The 16478-nt window shown below is 43.6% G+C and carries 10 protein-coding genes; 5 read left to right on the plus strand and 5 right to left on the minus strand.

From position 1 onward, the window contains the following. The first annotated feature begins 22 nt into the window (after nt 1-22). Nucleotides 23-988: a ferrochelatase gene (hemH, locus tag AACT18_RS05195; protein ID WP_019280865.1), complete on the plus strand. Its 966-nt coding sequence runs from the start codon at nt 23-25 to the stop codon at nt 986-988. Between the two features lie 91 nt (nt 989-1079). Here hemH and AACT18_RS05200 read toward each other — a convergent pair whose 3' ends face one another. Further along, complete coding sequence (locus AACT18_RS05200; RefSeq protein WP_094125138.1) at nt 1080-2468, minus strand: peptide MFS transporter; 1389 nt, start codon at nt 2466-2468, stop codon at nt 1080-1082. Between the two features lie 307 nt (nt 2469-2775). Between AACT18_RS05200 and rfaH the strand changes: the two genes are divergently transcribed. Then, complete coding sequence (rfaH, locus tag AACT18_RS05205; protein WP_013857303.1) at nt 2776-3276, plus strand: transcription/translation regulatory transformer protein RfaH; 501 nt, start codon at nt 2776-2778, stop codon at nt 3274-3276. An 81-nt stretch (nt 3277-3357) separates the two neighbouring features. Here the strand turns inward: rfaH and asnB are convergent, their stop codons facing one another. From asnB to nagA, 4 genes are all read right to left on the minus strand, one after another. Next, a complete protein-coding gene (gene asnB / locus AACT18_RS05210) occupies nt 3358-5022 on the minus strand; it encodes an asparagine synthase B (protein ID WP_017045499.1) in 1665 nt (554 codons plus the stop codon). Nucleotides 5023-5294: 272 nt separating this feature from the next. Then, nucleotides 5295-6881 (minus strand): cation:proton antiporter family protein, encoded by a 1587-nt coding sequence (locus AACT18_RS05215; RefSeq protein ID WP_017045500.1) that lies wholly within the window; start codon nt 6879-6881, stop codon nt 5295-5297. Between the two features lie 99 nt (nt 6882-6980). Further along, nucleotides 6981-8195, minus strand: a complete 1215-nt coding sequence (nagC, locus tag AACT18_RS05220; protein ID WP_026028126.1) for a DNA-binding transcriptional regulator NagC — start codon at nt 8193-8195, stop codon at nt 6981-6983. A gap of 2 nt (nt 8196-8197) precedes the next feature. After that, on the minus strand, nt 8198-9334 hold the full coding sequence (gene nagA, locus AACT18_RS05225) for an N-acetylglucosamine-6-phosphate deacetylase (protein ID WP_094125755.1): 1137 nt from the start codon (nt 9332-9334) through the stop codon (nt 8198-8200). A 489-nt stretch (nt 9335-9823) separates the two neighbouring features. Here nagA and nagE point away from each other — a divergent pair, with 489 nt between their 5' ends. From nagE to AACT18_RS05240, 3 genes are all read left to right on the plus strand, one after another. Then, complete coding sequence (gene nagE / locus AACT18_RS05230; RefSeq protein ID WP_013857296.1) at nt 9824-11311, plus strand: N-acetylglucosamine-specific PTS transporter subunit IIBC; 1488 nt, start codon at nt 9824-9826, stop codon at nt 11309-11311. A gap of 328 nt (nt 11312-11639) precedes the next feature. Continuing rightward, a complete protein-coding gene (gene glnS, locus AACT18_RS05235) occupies nt 11640-13310 on the plus strand; it encodes a glutamine--tRNA ligase (protein ID WP_088732089.1) in 1671 nt (556 codons plus the stop codon). Between the two features lie 226 nt (nt 13311-13536). Further along, a partial coding sequence (locus tag AACT18_RS05240; protein ID WP_094146639.1) for a FimV/HubP family polar landmark protein occupies nt 13537-16478 on the plus strand: 2942 nt, incomplete at its 3' end.

Consider the following 16478-nt stretch of genomic DNA (forward strand, 5'->3'; position numbering starts at 1 on the left):
TAATTAACAATGAAATGGATGAATGGAAGTAATGCAAAATAATCAAAAACAGGGTGTGCTATTGGTTAACTTGGGAACGCCGAGTGAACCGACGGCATCGGCAGTAAAACGATTTTTAAGCCAATTTTTACATGACCAGCGTGTGGTTGATATGAGTCGTTGGATCTGGTGTCCATTATTACATGGTGTGATTCTTCCGCTGCGAGCCCCCAAGGTTGCTAAGTTATATCAATCTGTTTGGATGGAAGAAGGCTCTCCTTTGATGGTGTACTCTAAACGCCAAGTGCAAGCGTTAGAACAGTATCTCGGTACACCAGTGGAACTTGGTATGACCTATGGTTCACCAAGCCTTTTAGAGGGTATCAACACATTATTGGAGCGTGGTGTTGAAGAGATTGTGGTGCTGCCTCTGTACCCTCAATATTCTGGTACTACTACGGCTGCCGTGTTTGATGGCCTTGCCAAAGCGATGAAACGTATCCCTGTGACGCCCAATTTACGTTTTATTCGTGATTATCATAATCACCCTGCTTATATACGATCTTTGGCGAGTAAGGTCCGTGACTCTTGGCAACGTAACGGGCAAGGTGACTATTTGCTTTGTTCCTACCACGGTATCCCTAAGCGATACGCCGATAACGGTGATATCTACCCACAGCATTGCCAAAAAACCACAGAACTTTTGGCACAAGAGCTTGGTTTGAATGCTGACCAAATCGGCATGACCTACCAGTCTATTTTTGGACGTGAAGAGTGGCTACAGCCTTATACGGATAAAACATTAGAGGCTCTGCCAAGCCGCGGTATTAAAAAGTTGGATATCATCACACCCGCCTTCTCGGTGGATTGTTTAGAAACCCTAGAAGAGATAGCTGAGCAAGGTAAAGAAACTTTTATTCACGCTGGTGGAGAATTGTTTACCTACATTGAGTGCCTAAATGATTCGGCAATGCATATAGAAATGATGGCTTCCTTAGTTAAGCGCTGATGAGTTGAATTCTTTTCTGGTACAAAAACGGTCACTATAGCGTGACCGTTTGTCATTATTATTCTTGAATTACTACTAGGTGAATTTGAAGCTAAACCAACTGAGCTTGTTGCTCTTCAATTTCTTCAGCGTAGCTTGTGGTTCTTTCTGCACCGTGCATCCAACGAACGAGCGTGTTAGAGCACAACAGTAAAATGACGCCGCCAATGGTTGCTGTTACTGCAATACCGCTGAAGATAGCCATCGCACCAAGCTCTCCCACATGAGAACCTACATGGCCTGCTACATAATTCGCGATTGCGTTACAACCGAACCATGCTCCCATCATTAATGAAGCAAGGCGTAGTGGGGCTAGTTTAGTGACAAGCGATAGACCAATTGGTGATAGACACAGTTCACCCAAGGTATGGAAGAAGAAGGCACCGACAAGCCATAGCATTGATGTTTTTACGGTAGTGTCACCACCTTGCTCCATAACCGCACCAACCATACATAGGAAGCCTAGGGCTAAGAAGAACATCGCTAATGCAAACTTCATTGGAGAGTTTGGTTCACGCTTACCTAATTTTACCCATAATACGGCTAATACAGGGGCAAGAGTAATAATGAAAAATGGATTTAACGATTGGAACCAAGCCGCAGGTATCTCAAAACCGCCCATCATACGATCAGTGTATTGCTGCGTGTAAATGTTCATTAAACCACCAGCTTGTTCGAAACCCGCCCAGAAAACAATAGTAAACAAACTCATCACAAGGATAACTTTGATACGATCTACTTCTGCTTTCGTTAGTGGTTCTTTATTTGCTGATCTTTTCAGTTTTAGATCGCGCTTAGCTGCTGGTTCGCGGCCAATATCACCAAGCCATGATTGAGCCATTGCCATTTGCATCACAAGGCTGATCAGCATACCAATACCAGCGGCCACAAAACCGGCTTTCCAACCAAATGAGTTAGTAACAGAACCAGAGATCACACCAGCAAGTAGCGCACCTAAGTTGATCCCCATGTAGAAGATGGTGAACGCGCCATCACGACGGTTATCACCTTCATTATATAGGTCACCAACCATTGTTGAGATATTGGGCTTAAATAGACCGTTACCACAGATAAGCAGTGCAAGGCCTAAATAGAAAGTGTGTAGAGAGCCAATGCCTAGCACATCTGCAGGCAGTGCCAACGTAAATTGACCAATGGCCATTAACGCTCCACCCAATAAAATAGAACGGCGTTGCCCAAGGTAGTTATCTGCAAGGTAACCACCAATAAGCGGTGTGATGTAGACTAGCCCTGTATAGGTGCCGTAAAGATCGAGAGCATCTTTAGTCGACCAACCTAGACCGCCATTCATCGTTGCGTCTGTAAGATAAAGTACCAAAATGGCGCGCATCGCATAATACGAAAAACGCTCCCATAGCTCTGTGCCAAAAAGTAAAAATAGGCCCCTTGGGTGCCCAAAGTATTGATGTTGGTTTGTCATAAGAATTATTAGTATTTGAGATGAGAAAAATTGTGCTTTAGATATACATGGGCTTTTAGCGTATCGCAATGAGCAAAATCAGTGTTTTATTCTGGCATTATTAACTAACTCATTGTTTTTGAAATGCATGTCTATCAATACTCAAAGTTTTGTTGCGTTATGAAAACTTATCTTTCATTACTGATTATTTGAATTTGCCTTGTTCGGACATTAAGGGTTTATTTTTGTGTTCAGTTTATTAGCCGTTTATTGAGGAGGAGGATGGTGTTAGGATTCAAGAAAAAGAAAAGCAGTAGCTAGGAATAAAATGAAACGTTGGTATTTGTTGTATTGTAAACGTGGCGATCAGAGGCGTGCTAAAGCACACCTTGAAAACCAAGGTGTCGAATGTTTCTACCCAGAAATTGAACTAGAGAGAATTCTTCGGGGTAAGCGGCAAGTTGTCAAAGAGCCACTTTTTCCCTCCTATATGTTCATTTACTTTGATTTTGAAATTGGCCCAACCTTTACCAGTGTGCGCTCTACTCGCGGTGTGGTTGATTTCATCCGATTTGGTTCACATCCGAAGGAGTTGGACAGTGATTTGATCGAGGAATTGAAGTTACTCGACCAGTTAAAATTACCGGTAGCATCGTTCAATATTCCAGAAAAAGGGCAGGTAGTTCGACTTAAGGGTGGGCAGTTCTCAGGAATTGATGCCATTTATCAAGAGCCCGATGGTGAGACGCGATCGATTATGCTGGTTAAAATGATCAGTCAAGTGATACCGATGAGCATTGATAATAAGCATTTAGAATTAGATTCGTGATTGACTCTCTACGGTAAGCTCTTTAGACAAATAAAAGGCGCATTTTGCGCCTTTTATTTGCTTTATTAGCCAGCGTTTTGGTTAGTACGCTTCATTATGCACCGCTTTGACAGCTCGGCCTGACGGGTCAATACAATTTTTAAAGGATTCATCCCACTCTATTGCTTTGGCGGAAGAACAAGCTACAGAAGGACCTCCAGGAACGCATTGTGCAGCAGACTCTAACGGGAACAGCTCTTCGAAGATCTCGCGGTAAACATACCCTTCTTTTGTCGCTGGAGTATTATATGGGAAGCGGTATTTTGCTGTTTCCATCTGTTGATCGGTAACTTTTTCTTCAGCAACACTCTTTAGTGTGTCAATCCAGCTATAGCCCACACCATCGGAAAATTGCTCTTTTTGACGCCAAGCAATCGAGGCTGGCAGATAATCTTCAAAGCACTCACGTAGAATGTGTTTTTCCATCTTGCCATTGCCACACATTTTGTCAGCAGGGTTAAGCCTCATTGCAACATCAATAAACTCTTTGTCTAGGAAAGGAACGCGTCCTTCCACTCCCCAAGCCGCTAAAGATTTATTAGCGCGAGCACAGTCAAACAAGTTCAACGCCAGCAGTTTACGCACCGTTTCTTCGTGGAATTCTTGCGCGTTTGGTGCTTTGTGGAAGTATAAGTAACCACCGAAGATCTCATCCGCTCCTTCGCCGGAAAGTACCATTTTGATACCCATAGCTTTGATTTTCCGCCCCATCAAATACATCGGAGTAGAGGCTCGAATTGTCGTCACGTCATACGTTTCAATATGGTAAATAACATCACGAATAGCATCTAAACCCTCTTGGATGGTATACGTCATTTCGTGGTGTACAGTGCCAATTTTTTCAGCCACTTCACGAGCCGCTTTAAGGTCTGGAGCACCGTCTAAACCCACCGCAAAAGAGTGAAGCTGTGGCCACCATGCTTCTGATTGTTCATCATCTTCAATTCGCATTGCGGCGTAACGTTTCGCAATGGCTGACGTAATTGAAGAGTCCAATCCTCCAGAAAGCAAAACACCGTAAGGTACATCTGTCATCAGTTGGCGCTTAACGGCCGCTTCTAATGCTTGTTTTAGCTCTTCTTTACTGCTGCTATTGCCTTGGACTGCCGCATATTCATTCCAATCTCGAATATAGTAGCGCTGTGCGCCTGCCTCTTTCGAGCTGTAGTAACTACCAGGAGGAAATTCACTGATAGTTTTGCAAATGCTTACCAAAGCTTTCATTTCGGATGCAATGTAGTAGTTACCGTGTTCGTCATGGCCTTGGTAAAGAGGAATGATACCAATATGGTCACGCCCGATGAGGTACTCATCTTTTTCTTCATCATAGAGCACAAAGGCAAAGATGCCGTTGAGTTCTTCAAGTAGCGCGGCACCCATGTCTGCATAAAGCGCTAATATCACTTCGCAGTCAGAGTCGGTTTGAAAATCGTATTTGCCTTGGTAACGAGCACGAATTTCTTTGTGGTTATAAATCTCACCATTGACCGCTAATATGTGCTTTTTATTTGGGCTGTAAAGTGGTTGTGCGCCGCTGTTTAAACCGACAATAGAAAGGCGCTCATGAGCCAAGATTGCTTTTTCTGAAGCATAGATGCCAGACCAGTCAGGGCCGCGGTGCCGCATTTTTTTAGACATCTCTAGCGCTATTGGGCGTAACGCTGTTGCATCACTTTTAATATCAAGAATGCCAAATATAGAACACATACAACTTCCTTTTGATGATTTTTAATCTGTTGGACCTAATTTGCCATTCTGGTTAAAAAAAGCAACCATATGGTGTCGTTAATATCACATAATACGTATCTTGGTGAATGTAATTTAAATAATGCTCACTTTATATGAATTTTTTCTATTTGTTTTCTATTTTTGAGCGATGGTGGGTAAATTATGCCCAACTAAGCTCTGGGGCCGTATTGAGTTGGGCATAGAAATGACAATGTTTTACCTAAAAATTGCGATGGCTTACCTAGACATTATTACGGTTTAGTAAAATTAGGTTGGAGTTGTTTACATACGTGACGGGCAAAACCGCTACCCGCTTCGCTATAGATGTTGAATGCTGCATCAACACCACTTTCCAATAGTGATTCCAATTGGTCTGGGTATTCGGCGATGGCTGCGATTTGTCCTTTAAAATTACGGTGTTGTAACTGCGATAGTGCGATTTGGTTACCCTGATGATGCGGCATAGCAAGTAGTACGAGTTTTACATTACCAGTGTCTAGAATACGCTCCCAAAAATCAGGGTCGGTTGCATCACCAGCAATAACATTGCGCCCTTGTGAGCGGTGATCATGAGCAACCTCTTCTCGGACTTCTATGCCTAAACTTATTTTGCCATAACGAGAGCGCAACTCATCATATGCACCGGTACCGATGCGGCCCATCCCTAATATGAGTACCTGGGCATGGCCTGGATTAATTAATTGATCTTTGGTGTTGAGTTTTTCAGCGGCATGTTCTTTTAGCCATTGCCGTGAATGTTGATAGAGTTCATGGCCTTTACGGCTTATTGGGGCTGCGATTACAAATGAAATGGATACCGCAATGGCCAGTGCGACCAATATATCACCCGACATCCATCCCATTTTGAAAGCAAGTCCTCCCACAATCAGCCCGAATTCACTGAAATTGAATAAAGACAAGGTGGCTAACAGTGAGGTTCTCACTCGGAATTTAAAGCGGTTGAGTACCCAAAAATAGAGGATACCTTTGATGGGAAGCAGCAGTAAGAGCAACAATGCGAGCGCAAACCCAGTCATTGTGGGCTGTTCTGATAGTCCAATATTGAGGAAAAAGCAGACGAGAAACAGCTCTTTTAGATTAAAGAGTGATTTTGACAGCTCAGATGCTTTGCGATGGCCTGCTAGCAGCATGCCTAAAATCAGAGCACCAAGATCGGGTTTCATCCCAACCAATTCAAATGATCCTGCTCCGACCACTAAGGCAAAAAATATACCAAACAGAACAAGCATTTCACCGTGACCAACCCAGTCGAGCAGTTTGTAAAATAGTGGCCGCATAAAGGGTAGGATCAATAAAGTGGCAGCGTACCAATGAGGAAGTTTTCCTGTCGAGACGGTTAAAAATATGACAGCAAAGATATCTTGCATCACAAGAATACCGATGGCGATAGTGGCGTATGTCGCGTTCATTTCTCCTTTCTCTTGCAGTGATTTCACCGCAAAAACAGTACTGGAGAATGACAAAGCAAAACCAAGCAGAACTAATTGTTCAATTGACATGGAGGCCAGAGAGCTAACCCCTAAATATTTGAATATCAATAAAGCAATGCTGAAAATCCCTGTCGAAAGGAGGTTATGAACCGTGGCACCAGCCCAAATCTCTCTCGCAAGTAAGGTTTTAATCTCTAGCTTAAGTCCAATTGTGAACAGCAATAAGGTAACCCCTAGATCGGCTAGGGTCAGAATGGTATCGCTGCTGTGGTAGCCAGCAGCATTAAGGCCAAACCCAGCAACTAAAAAGCCAACCAACGGAGGTAAATTGCATTTCAAGGCAATAAACCCTGCGAAAAAAGCCGTTGAAATTAGGATAAGTTCCATAAATTCCTTTAGTAATGCTTTGGTTTAAAAATAATGTTTTGGTTGTAAAAAAGGCTGTGTCATGACGACACAGCCTTTTATTATAATTCAATCGGTTGCTTAATCGCCAAGTAATTTTTGAAGTAAAACACCATTTAACATTGCCCGTTTAATCATAGCAAATGCACCTATGGTTGGTTGTTTATCAATCTGCGACGCGACTATGGGTAAATTGGTGTGGAAAGTTTTGAGTGATTGATTCTCTACATTTCGTTGAATCGCGGGGAATACGATCTCTTGAGCGGCTGTAATTTGACCTGCAATTACCACTTTTTGTGGGTTGAACAAGTTAATGGTCATCGCAATGGCTTTACCGAGTTGATTACCCACTCGAATTAAGCTCTGTTTTGCTAGCTCATCACCGAGATTGGCGTGCTCACATACATCATTGATGGTAATGCTCTCTATATTCGCTAGGCTAGATTCATAGCCCTGAGCAATCAGTTTTTTAACACGAGATATAATAGCCGGGTTTGCGGCTACCGTTTCTAAACAGCCGAAATTTCCGCATTGACACTGTTCGCCGAGTGGGTCGATTTGGATATGACCAATTTCACCCACGTTACGGTTATAGCCTAGGAATACTTGACCATTGACGATAATGCCAGCACCAGTTCCTCGGTGAACGCTGACTAGGATAGAGTCTTGACAGTCTTTGCTGGCACCAAAATAATGTTCGGCAAGCGCCATACCGCGCACGTCGTTGCCAACAAAACATTCAACATGAAAATTATCACGAATGATGTCACCTAAAGCGAGTGCATCAATAGCAATGTTGGGCATGTATTCTACGACACCTGTTTCTGGGTTGACTAAGCCGGGTAGGGCAATACCAATGGCAATGAACTGTTCGATTCGCTCTTGCTGTTGTTTGATAAAGGTATTGAGGTGGAAAAGGAGTCCCTCAATTAATTGTGTTTGGTGAGAATAGTGAAACTCGTGATAGTCCGACGCGAGTTCTTTGCCCCCTAAATTATACAGGCTGAGCTGAATGTAATCTCGACCTAAACGTACGGCGACAGAGTGAAAAGGGGCGACTTCGGTTGTTAAGGAGATGGCTCTACGTCCGCCAGTAGAGGCTTGTTGTGCGACCTCTTTAATGAGGCCGCGTTCTAGAAGTTGGCGGGTTATTTTTGTAACACTTGCTGGAGCAAGTTGGCTCACATCGGCAACTTGAATACGAGATATCGGACCTTGTAGGTCGATCAATCGGTACACTGCTGCGCTGTTGAGTTGTTTGACTAAATCTACGTTACCTATTTGTCCGCCATTCATTATCAATTGTGCTCGTATTGTCCGTTAACAACCGTCGCCTGAACATTGAAGTCTCTATCAAATGCAGTGAGGTTCGCCACCATACCTTTTTTTACTCGGCCTAGTTTTTGATCCACACCAATTGCTTTTGCCGGATACAGAGTCGCCATCCGCAGAGCTTCGTCCAATGCGATACCAACGTGCTCAACAGTGTTTTGCACTGCCTCAATCATAGTGAGTGCTGAGCCGCCCAGTGTGCCGTTTTCATCAACACACTTACCATCACGGTAATATACTTTCTTACCGACAAAAATAAAGTAATCCATGTTAGCGCCTGCAGGAGCTGTGGCATCGGTCACTAATACAAGCTTTTCGCCTTTGATTTTGTGAGCAATTCTGATGTTAGCATAATCAACATGAAAGCCATCAGCAATAATGCCAGCATAAACTTCTGGGGTGTCATAAATTGCACCAACGACACCGGGTTCACGTCCAACCATCGGCGTCATGGCATTAAATAAGTGTGTGGCAAAGGTGATGCCTGATTCAAAGCTTTTACGTGCTTCAGTATAAGTTGCGTTAGTGTGACCAATCGATACCACAATGCCAGCTTTCACCAGACGTTCAATGTGTTCTGGATTGTTGTGCTCTGGCGCCAATGTCACTTTAGCAATCACATCGCTATTTTCACACATAGTGGCGATCATGTTGTCATCTGAAGGGCGGATGAAATCCACACTGTGAATGCCTTTTTTCATCACATTAAGATATGGCCCTTCAAGGTGTAAACCCAGTGATTGGTTTTTATATTGAGAGTGATATTCACGTGCGGCAGAAATCGCTTTGCGCATGTCTTCGTCTGAAGAGGTGATTAACGTTGGCAAAAAGCTTGTGCATCCTGATTTTAGGTTGGCTTTATGCATGATCTGCATCGTAGTCGCCGTTACTTCATCATTCAGCATCACACCGCCACAACCATTCAATTGCAGGTCGATAAAGCCTGGGCTTAGGTTTGCACCATTTAAATCTTGTGTCGCTATATCTTGTGGTAAATCCGCAATAGGACAGACCGCTTCAATCAACTCGTTGTTGATAATCACAGCATGGTCAACTAGCACATCACTGCCAGTGTAGATTTTACAGTTAGTTAGTGCGTACATAATCATCAAATCCTTATCTATCAATACTTTATAAATTTGGCGAGGCGACGAAATGAAAGGTGGAATGTGCCAGTACGGTGCTTTCGTTTCTTACTTCAATTAGGTCGCGAATTATCTTGCTAGCAAACAGCCAATGCTGGATGACATTAAAATTAAGTGCTCGTTTTGACTGGGTTATTTGATAGTTATAGTTTGCATTTTATACGAAAAAAGCCAGTCGGGGTTGTTTAGCTTACATGCTATTCGACGATGAAACAGGCAAATATTATCGCCTAATTTCCATTTTTTTTAATTGTAAAATAAGTTTTATGATCTCGCTAGCAAAAACCTTGGTATTTGGCAGATTGTGGTGATTATGATCACAAATGATAAGGTTTTAATTTGCGGAGCAAAATTAATATCATAAACTGAGTTTGACTAAATTGAGCGACTAAAATAAGTGGCTCAACCAAATACAAAAAATCCTAAATCCTATAGGGGGAACTTAAGGTGAATATTCTTGGATACTTTCAAAAAGTAGGCAAGGCGTTGATGGTACCAGTTGCCACATTGCCAGCTGCCGCGATACTAATGGGTATTGGTTATTGGATCGACCCAAATGGGTGGGGTTCAAACAGTGCCTTGGCTGCATTCCTGATTAAAGCAGGTGCTGCAATCATTGATAACATGTCTGTACTGTTTGCTGTTGGTGTGGCTTACGGTATGTCTAAAGATAAAGACGGTGCTGCTGCATTGTCGGGTTTTGTTGGTTTCTTAGTCGTGACGACTTTGCTTTCTCCAGGAGCCGTTGCACAGATCCAAGGTATTGATCCAAGCGCAGTTCCTGCTGCTTTTGGTAAAATCAACAACCAGTTTGTTGGTATTTTAGTAGGTATTGTTTCTGCTGAAATCTACAATCGCTTCTCTACTGTAGAATTGCATAAAGCATTAGCCTTCTTCTCTGGCAAACGCCTAGTACCTATTTTGACGTCGTTTGCCGGTATCTTTATCGCTTTCGTTCTGATGTATGTATGGCCGCATGTTTATGGTGGTCTAGTATCGTTTGGTGAATCGATTCAAGGTCTAGGTTCTGCGGGAGCAGGTATCTATGCGTTCTTTAACCGTTTGCTAATCCCTGTTGGTCTTCATCACGCACTGAACTCAGTATTCTGGTTTGACGTTGCGGGTATTAACGACATTCCTAACTTCTTAGGTGGTGCAAAATCTATCGCTGAGGGTACTGGTATCCCAGGCGTAACGGGTATGTACCAAGCAGGCTTCTTCCCTATTATGATGTTCGGTCTACCTGGTGCGGCATTGGCTATTTACCACACATCTACAGCGAAGAATAAAGAGAAAGTTGCTTCTATCATGATTGCAGCTGGTTTTGCTTCATTCTTTACCGGTGTAACTGAACCTCTAGAATTCTCGTTCATGTTCCTTGCTCCTGCACTATATGTACTGCATGCAGCATTGACGGGTCTATCAGTATTCATTGCTGCTTCAATGCAGTGGATTGCGGGTTTCGGTTTCTCTGCAGGCCTTGTGGATATGGTATTGTCATCACGTAACCCACTGGCGGTTAATTGGTACATGCTAATAGTTCAAGGTATTGTGTTCTTTGCTCTGTACTATGTGATTTTCCGTACCGTTATTTTGAAATTTGGCCTTAAAACACCAGGTCGCGAAGATGACGACAGCGATAGCAAAGTATCAGGCGCGAAAGAGTCTTCTGAGCTCGCTAAACAATACCTTAAAGCTCTAGGCGGTCACAGCAACCTATCTAACATCGATGCTTGTATCACTCGCTTACGTTTATCTGTCAATGACATGAGCATTATCGACGAGAAAACATTAAAAGCATTGGGTGCAATGGGTGTGGTGAAACTGGGTACTAATAACCTACAAGTTATCTTAGGCCCTCTTGCTGAAATCGTTGCTGGTGAGATGAAGTCTATCAATGCAAACGAAGATCTTTCTAGCGTGAAACTTCCTTAGTCTTAATCGCAACGGATGATTAGGTTATTTTAAAGCCTCTGCTTCATGCAGAGGTTTTTCTTATTCATCAAATGAGCGCTATTCAAATTTAAGGCTGCCCACAACGGTAGCTTTTGTCTATTTCTTACGCCCTTTGCCTGAAATTTTGCTTAGCCTAGCCAGACAAAAGGCAATGTCTTGAAATAATCGCAGGAAATGCCCACTTTTTATTGTGCAAGAGCGGATAATTGTGGATCATTAGCGACAAACTTTCTGTTTCTGCAAGCATTGCTGCTCTTACATACAGAAAAATCTTCTGACGATACTAAATAATTTTGAGGTGCTATAGATGAGTGAAGCTGAGGCTCGTCCATCGAATTTTATTCGCCAAATCATTGATAAAGATTTAGCGGATGGCAAACACACAAGTGTGCATACTCGTTTTCCGCCCGAGCCAAATGGTTACCTGCACATCGGTCATGCTAAATCTATCTGCTTAAACTTTGGTATTGCTCAGGACTATCAGGGACAGTGTAATTTACGTTTTGACGATACAAACCCTGAAAAAGAAGATATGGAGTACGTTGAGTCAATCAAAGCCGACGTGAAATGGCTCGGCTTCCAATGGTCTGGTGATGTTTGTTATTCGTCAGATTATTTTGACAAACTATACCAATACGCGGTTGAGCTGATCCAAAAAGGTCTGGCTTATGTTGAAGAGCTCAGTCCAGAAGAGATCCGTGAATATCGAGGTACATTGACTCAAGCAGGTAAGCCAAGTCCGTACCGCGATCGCAGCATTGAAGAAAACCTAGCCCTATTTGAGAAAATGCGCGCTGGTGGTTTCGAAGAAGGCAAAGCGTGTTTACGTGCCAAGATTGACATGGCGTCATCCTTTATGGTGATGCGCGATCCTGTGCTTTACCGTGTTCGTTTCGCTGAGCATCACCAAACGGGTAACAAATGGTGCATTTATCCAATGTACGATTTTACCCACTGTATCTCGGATGCCTTGGAAGGGATCACGCACTCAATTTGTACCCTAGAGTTTCAAGATAACCGCCGTCTGTACGATTGGGTGTTGGAAAATATCACGATTGATTGTCGACCACATCAGTATGAGTTTAGCCGTTTAAACCTTGAATACACGGTAATGTCTAAGCGTAAACTAAACCAGCTGGTTACGGAAAAATTAGTGGATGGTTGGGATGACCCACGTATGCCGACGATTTCAGGTTTACGCCGCCGTGGATTCACACCAGCATCGATTCGTGAGTTTTGCAAACGCATAGGTGTGACAAAACAGGAAAATATGATCGAATTCAGTTCGTTAGAGTCTTGTATCCGTGAAGACTTAAACGAACATGCGCCTCGCGCCATGGCGGTTCTTGACCCTGTAAAAGTGGTGATAGAAAACTTTGAGGCGGGTAAAGTCGAGACGTTAACGCTGGCAAATCATCCAAACAAGCCTGAAATGGGCGAACGTGAAGTTCCATTTACTCGCGAATTGTGGATTGAACGTGAAGATTTCCGTGAAGAAGGCAACAAGAAATACAAACGTTTAGTGCTAGGCAAAGAAGTTCGCTTACGCGGCGCTTACGTAATAAAAGCAGAGCGCATTGAAAAAGATGCACAAGGCAATATTACGACAATATTCTGCACTTACGATGTGGATACTCTGGGTAAAAACCCGGCTGATGGACGCAAAGTAAAAGGTGTTATTCATTGGGTATCCGCCGATAAAGCCTTGCCAGCTGAAATTCGTTTGTATGATCGCCTATTTACCGTTCCCAACCCGGCGGCGGCTGACAACTTTGCCGAAACCATTAACCCAGATTCATTGGTTAAAATTAATGGTTTTGTTGAGCCTAGTTTGGTGTCGGCACATGCGGAGCAAGGTTATCAGTTTGAGCGCATGGGTTATTTCTGTGCTGACTCGAAAGATTCTAAACCAGAAGCGTTGGTTTTTAACCGCACAGTGGGTCTACGTGACACTTGGGCAAAAATAGACGCAGAGTAAGCTTAAGTACTATTTAAAAAGGTCAGCCAATGCTGGCCTTTCTTTTTATTATGGTACTGTTTTTGTCTGAGCAAGCTCACTTAGCGGGGAAAAATGTGTGAGATTCCTGCGATTATCGTAGTCGTGACACATTTTTTACCTTGCGTCCTATAGTTTTGCTAGCGTTATCCGATATATTAAACAGATCATCGTATTTATTTATTCCAAGCACATAGCTGAGCCTTATATGCGTCAAATTTTTCAGCGTCTACTGTTGCCGATAGCAATGGTTGCCGTGACTCAGACTTCTATCGTTAGTGCCGAGAGCATTCGCCTGGTTGGGCCGAATGGTGAGATCCAGTCTTCTCCTCAATTTTCAGAAAATCTCACTCAAACTCGTAATCTTCAGCAGGCTAATAGCCAACCATCGACGTTTTTTGGGCCAACCTTAGACAGCGACACTTTGTGGTCTATTGCCACTCGACTACGCCCATCGAATAACGTCACTGTACAACAAACCCTGCTGGCCATTTATCGGCTAAACCCTCAGGCGTTCGAAAATCAAAATATTCACAGTTTGATTCCGGGTAGCAACTTACGTGTTCCATCATTGGCACAGGTAAATAGTGCGCCCACCCAAGAAGCGGTCAATATCATGGCCGCGCATCAAGCCAAATTGAATGCTAATACGGCGCAGCCAACAGCGCCTGTTACTGCTGCTTCTACAGCTTTGCCTGAAAAAACAATTGCCTCTACTGTCGCTCAACCAGTTGTTGAAAAGACGAAGAGTGAACCTGTGCTAAAAGATATTGGCACACAAGTTGCGAAATCTGATACTGAATTACTGGCGCTTGAAGAGAAAAATCATAAGTTACGTTTGATGCTGGCAGATGTTCAATCTGAAGTCGATGCACTCAAAGGAGAACTCGGTGACGAAAACCGCATTCGCTCTGAAGTTGAAAAGCTACTTGATGAAGAACGTAGAAAAGCACTAGAGGCGCAAAAGCTTGCACCAAGTGCACTTGATCAACTGCTTTCCAACTCTTGGTTGGTCGCCGCTCTCGCCCTTATTCCTGGTCTGTTAATTGGTTTACTGGTTGTGATGTTGCTTGGCCGCCGATCCAAGCCAACGGAGCAGCCTGTTGTCACTCAAGGTAATCAAGAGCCCATAACGCCAATGGCTGCTGGCAGCCTTGAAGATATTGACGATGATTTAATGCTGGATGATGACTTGTTTGGTGAGTCTGATGATAGTGAGAAGTTATTTGGTGACGACATCACACTGGATGATGAAATCGATGACAACGCTGAGCAAGAATCGGACATTTTTGCCGATTTAGACGATACAGATTTAGACTTCAACCTCGAAGGTGAAGATGGCGAAGACCCATTTGCGAGTATCGGCGATGATGGTGATCTTGCTGCGGATTTAGAAGATTTGACTGCTAGCAGTAACGGCATCAGTGTTGGTGCTGACGAAAAAGCTGTCGGTCTCGATGAGATGGCGCGAGCTTTAGACGAAGCGTTATTAGATGAAGATGACGGCGAAACAGAATTTGATTTATCCGATGATGATGATTCCATTTCTGAAGACGACATTGACGCGTTATTGGCTGGAGATGAGAAAGCTGAAGATCTCGGAAGCGATACTTTAGATCAATCGCTACTTGACGATTTGTTTGCCGCCAATAGTGATGACGATCATCATGATAGTTTTGACTTTGATTCATTATTGGATGAGTCCGAAGATGATTTCAACTTGGATTCAGAAGAGCCCGAGCTAGCAAAAACCGGCGGTAACTTCGATTTAAAAGAAGCAGAGCTAGCGTCGGATAGTGAACTTGATGATCTATTCGCAACGATTGAAGCGCAATCTGACCTCACCTCAATAGAAACTGATTCCTCCACTGAAACAGCGCTGCTGGATGAATTATTAGAAGAGCAAGATGAAGACGTCCTAGCAATTGATAGTGACAGTGTCGAACTGCTCGATGAGCTACTCGGTGATGATGAAGAGAGCGAGACAGACTTATCGGAAAGCACCGACTTACTTGAAGAACTTGTGCAGCCCGATAAAGACATCGCTTCGAGCGAAGAAGATATTGATGATGTTGACTTCACTGGTGATCAAACTCTGTATGAGTTATTGGGTGAAGAAACTACGGAATCCGACATTGAAACCGAGCTGGATGAGAATAGTACAGAGCTATTGGACGAACTATTTACTGACAATGGTTCTGAATCACTTGAGTTTGAAAAGGCAGACCAAGAGCAAGAAGGTGCTGAAGATAAGGATAGTCTCGCTGAAGAAGATGGTACGGCATTATTTGAAGAGTTGCTGGAAATCGAGCAGCATGCTCAGAATATCGAAGAGACCGAACAGCAAAATAGCGAGTTGTTGGATAATGAAAACGATAGCGTTGAAGATTCCGAGTTTAACAGCGACATCTTCATTGACGATCTGCTAAGTGCCGCTCCTGAAAAAGATCCTCTACTGGATGATGAACAGATGGGAGTGGTTGATGGCGACATCGATGAAGAATTTATCGACGACTCATTTGATTTTAACCCAGAAATTGAAGGGGCAAGTTATCCGGATCTGAAGCCGAATGAGGAGCAACCTCTAAGCAGCTCGACATCCCCGGAAAAAATAGAACCCGCACAGGTTAGCAAACCAGAAGTCAGCCCTAACGAATTTGGAGTTCCACAAGATGAAGACTGGGACATTGGTGAGCTGGAAGACGAAGAACCAAGCCAAGCTGATGTTGAGCCGCTTCAAACCAATTCAGTAGAATCATCGGCAAAGGACCATGTTGAGGAGCTCCACGATGACAAGTTAGTGGAGTTCGAAGAAGAAGATCTCCTTGCTTCCTTTAATGAGCCATCGCTAGAAGAACAGTCACAGAGCGAGCTTTCCGAAGTCCAACTGCCAGAGCAGTCAGAAGAAGACGCGCTGGCGGATGCGATAGCTGAGCCTCAAGAAGCGGCGTCAGAGCCTGTTGCTCAAGAAAGTTTTGAAGCGATTGACGAGCAAGCCTTACCTGAATTTAGTGAAGAAGATGCACTTGCTTCAATTAACGAGCCTCCTCTAGAAGAAGAAAAGGAAGACGAGAGAGACCTTACGGATCTTGAGCTGCCAGAGTACACAGAAGAAGACGCGCTGGCGGATGCGATAGCTGAGCCTCAAGA

It is taken from the genome of Vibrio sp. V04_P4A5T148, from assembly GCF_963875605.1.
Classification (GTDB): domain Bacteria; phylum Pseudomonadota; class Gammaproteobacteria; order Enterobacterales; family Vibrionaceae; genus Vibrio; species Vibrio anguillarum.